Source organism: Tardiphaga sp., assembly GCF_028290785.1.
Classification (GTDB): Bacteria; Pseudomonadota; Alphaproteobacteria; order Rhizobiales; family Xanthobacteraceae; genus Tardiphaga.
Map to the genome: position 1 here is coordinate 1 of NZ_JAQGJD010000087.1, position 3478 is coordinate 3478.

General features: G+C 65.7%; 5 protein-coding genes. 2 read left to right on the plus strand and 3 right to left on the minus strand.

Features of this window, described 5'->3' with window-relative positions; genetic code table 11:
* The coding region (locus JWR89_RS04840; RefSeq protein WP_299712417.1) for a beta-eliminating lyase-related protein at positions 1-596 on the plus strand (596 nt) is incomplete at its 5' end.
* A 293-nt stretch (positions 597-889) separates the two neighbouring features.
* Here the strand turns inward: JWR89_RS04840 and JWR89_RS04845 are convergent.
* From JWR89_RS04845 to JWR89_RS04855, 3 genes are all read right to left on the minus strand, one after another.
* Complete coding sequence (locus tag JWR89_RS04845; RefSeq protein ID WP_299712419.1) at positions 890-1327, minus strand: DUF1489 domain-containing protein; 438 nt, start codon at positions 1325-1327, stop codon at positions 890-892.
* A 38-nt stretch (positions 1328-1365) separates the two neighbouring features.
* Positions 1366-2334 (minus strand): hypothetical protein, encoded by a 969-nt coding sequence (locus JWR89_RS04850; RefSeq protein WP_299712421.1) that lies wholly within the window; start codon positions 2332-2334, stop codon positions 1366-1368.
* Positions 2335-2419: 85 nt separating this feature from the next.
* Positions 2420-3076 (minus strand): glutathione S-transferase family protein, encoded by a 657-nt coding sequence (locus tag JWR89_RS04855; RefSeq protein ID WP_299712422.1) that lies wholly within the window; start codon positions 3074-3076, stop codon positions 2420-2422.
* 128 nt (positions 3077-3204) lie between these two features.
* Between JWR89_RS04855 and JWR89_RS04860 the strand changes: the two genes are divergently transcribed.
* On the plus strand, positions 3205-3478 hold a 274-nt coding region (locus JWR89_RS04860), incomplete at its 3' end, for a DUF599 family protein (RefSeq protein WP_299712424.1).

A 3478-nucleotide genomic window follows, 5' to 3' on the forward strand; every position in this document is an offset into this window, starting at 1 on the left:
CAGGACAGGTCTACAGCCTCGCCGAGATCGCGGCGATCTCCGCCACCTGCCGCGAACTTGGCCTCAGCCTGCACATGGACGGCTCGCGCTTCGCCAATGCCTGCGCCAGCCTCGGCTGCAGCCCGGCGGACACCACCTGGCGCGCCGGCGTCGATGTGCTGTGTTTCGGCGGCACCAAGAACGGCATGGCGGTCGGCGAAGCTATCATCTTCTTCAATCGCGATCTTGCGGAAGACTTCGACTATCGCTGCAAGCAGGCCGGCCAGCTCGCATCAAAGATGCGCTTTCTGTCGGCGCCCTGGGTGCGGATGCTGGAGAGCGGCGCCTGGCTGCGCAATGCCACCCACGCCAATGGCTGCGCGAAGCTGCTGGCCGATCAGGTCGCCGAGCTGCCCGGCGTCGAGTTGATGTTTCCAACGCAAGCCAATGCGGTGTTCCTGAAAATGCCGACAGCGGCCATGGACGCGCTGCGACAGCGCGGCTGGCAGTTCTACACCTTCATCGGTGGCAGCGCGCGCTTCATGTTCGCCTGGGACACGCAGCCGGAACGCGTCGCGGAATTGGTCGCGGATTTGCGCGCCGTGACAGCGACGTAAAGTCGGATTCAGGTCGTTGGAAACGTGCCCCGGACGCGATGCAACACGCAGTGTTGCTTCATCACATTTCATCGACAGGCCGTCCTACAAACGCCGTCGTGCCCGGCGTATGCCGGGTATCCAAGTTCCCGCGCTCCGCGGCGCATGTTGCCGTGGATGGCCGGGAAAGACCCGGCCATGACGTGGAGAGGCCGGAGCGCCAATCTCGTGCCCCCGCTCTGCTAAGCAAATCGTATTGCATCGCGTCCGGGGAACGAGCAGCATCGCATCGACGAGGCGAATGCTACGGCGCCCTATAGCAATCCCAGCTCGCGCAATTCGCGACGCATCGGTTCGGGCATCGCCTCGATCGAGGCCGCAGCCTTGCCGAGGTCGGGCGGCGCGTCGGTGGGCGCGAGGTAGCGCCAGCCCTGGAACGGGCGCAGCGGCCGCGGCGATACCGAGAACACCTTGGGGTCCATCCGCAGCCGGCAGCGGTTGATGCCGGCGCTGTCGCGGAACGGCTCGATGGCGACCAGTCGCTGGCGAACCGCGATCTCGCCCTTGATCACCCAATACAGCGAGCCGCCGTCAAGCAGCTCGGCGTCGCGCTTCGGCACCATGCGGGTGATGTGGATATGGTGCAGCGGCGTGCCGTTCTTCTTGGCCAGAGCCAGGCGCTCGGCGACCCAGCCCTTGAATTCCTTGATGGATTCACAGCCAACGGCGAGTTTGATCAGGTTGAGAGACATGAGTCCGAAGTTGTCATCGCGGCGGAGATTTACAAGGCTCAATTATCGGGCGCAGCGGCGGCCGGCGCAAGGTTGACCGGCGTCTGCGCCTGTGGACGAGGCGCTTTCGGCGCCGCGGGCTTCTTCGCCGCGGGCGCCGTCGCCGCAGCGGATACCGATGGGCGCGGATCCTGCGCGTTGGCCGCCGCGGGGGACGCCTTGGGTGCCGTCGGCGTGCGCGGTGCGGGAGCCGCCGGTTCGGGGGTCATGATATTGATCGGCGGGATCGAGGCCGACGACGGGAAATCCGCGGTGGTCGGCTTACCGGTAGGTATCGACAGCGGCAATCCGGCCAGCGCGCCGGTAACGGCCGCCGCCGCAGCCGGCGGCGCGTTCCAGGCTGGCGCGTAGCGGGTGATCAGACCGTCATAGGTGCGCTCTTCCATGTTGGCAGCGATCCGGTTGTGGTCGGTCAGCGATGCATAGACGGAGCAACTAGCGGCCTGGCAACGCTCGCGGGTCTGCAGCACATAGGCGATCAGGCCGTAGCGGTCGCGTTCGACGGTGCGGCGCAGCGCCATCAGGTCCGGCGTCATGACCTCGTTGGCGGCGGCGACGTCGCCATAGGCGGCGAGCCGGCTGATTTTCGCGGCCGCATACGACACCGCCGCGGCGGCGGATTCGGCCGAGCCGAACAGCACCTTTTCGCAGGCCGCCAGCACCGTGTCGCCGGCCAGGTCGTCGAGGCAGGAGAGCGCCGGCAGCGAGGCCGTGATGGCCGGCGGCGCGGCAGATGCCGCTGTGCCCTGCCCGGCCGGCCCATAGCTGCGAACTGTTGCCGCGGCCGCCACCGCAATCGCCAGCAGCGTGACCACCGTCAGCGCCCCGTTGCCGACGGATCTTTCCGCGCGCAGCTGCGTGATCAGCACGATCACAGCGAAAAACCCCGCCGCGGCCAGCGTCAGCCACATCGGAAAACCCGGCGACCGCCAGAGTTGCTCGAGCGACGTTGCCCATGCCCAGTTCATCGAGAGTCCCCGCTCGCGTGAAAGCTTCACATTGGTGGCTGCAATGAACCCGCAATATGCTGTTGTTGTGGCGAAGCCGACGGCGTCAATCGCCTTCGAAGCGCTCGATCACCAGGGTTTCGGCGAGGCCCTCGTCGGTCCATTGCCGGAACGCCGGCAGCGCCAGCATCGCATCCATATAGAAGCGGGCGTCCGGCTGCACCTCGACGGCGTAACTGAGAAACCTGTGGACGACCGGCGCATACATCGCGTCGGCGCCGCTGAAGTGGCCGAACAGATAGGGCCCGGTCTGGCCGTAGCGCGCATGGCACTCGGCCCAGATTTGCTGGATGCGCGCGATATTGGCCAGCGCATCGGCCGACAGCGCCTTCGCCTTCACCGGCCGGTGCAGGTTCATGCCGCATTCGTTGCGCAGCGCCATGAAGCCGGAATGCATCTCCGCAGAAATCGACCGCGCATGCGCCCGGCTGGCACGATCCTGCGGCCACAGCTTCGCCTCGGGAAAACGTTCGGCGGCGTATTCGATGATCGCCAACGAATCCCACACCGTGAGGTCGCCGTCGATCAGCGCCGGCACTTTGCCGGACTGGCTGAATCCGAGAAGGCGCGCCTTGTCGGCGGCGCCGGTATAGAGCGGAATCATCACCTCGTCGAAAGCGATGCCGCACGCCTGCAGCGCGATCCATGGCCGCATCGACCACGACGAATAATTCTTGTTACCGATCACCAGCGTCAACGACATCTGCTACTCCATTCGCGCGGCTTTGAGGTTGCCACGTCTGCGCCGCTGCAAGCAAGCCGCGCGGAAGGCGTGTTGCCGCGACTCTTCCCGCGTGGCACCATCGCTGCTTCTCCAACGGGTGCGGTATGATCGATTATTCCTGGGTTGATGTGTTTGCGCTGGGGTTCTTCATTCTCGAATGGAGCACCTATGCGATCACGCTGGAGCATTCCGCCTATGGCCGCGACAGCCTGTCGGCGCGAATGCATGTCTACCGCGAGGTCTGGATACGCCGGATGTTGGAGCGCGAGGCCCGTATCGTCGATACCCACATCATGACCTCGCTGCAGAACGGCACCGCCTGGTTCGCCTCGACCACGCTGATCGCCATCGGCGGATCGCTGGCGCTGCTTCGTGCCACCA

Coding starts and splice junctions, on each gene's coding strand:
- JWR89_RS04845 (WP_299712419.1), bottom strand. CDS start 1,327: ATGTCTCTCAACCTGATCAAACTCGCCGTTGGCTGTGAATCCATCAAG.
- JWR89_RS04855 (WP_299712422.1), bottom strand. CDS start 3,076: ATGTCGTTGACGCTGGTGATCGGTAACAAGAATTATTCGTCGTGGTCG.
- JWR89_RS04850 (WP_299712421.1), bottom strand. CDS start 2,334: ATGAACTGGGCATGGGCAACGTCGCTCGAGCAACTCTGGCGGTCGCCG.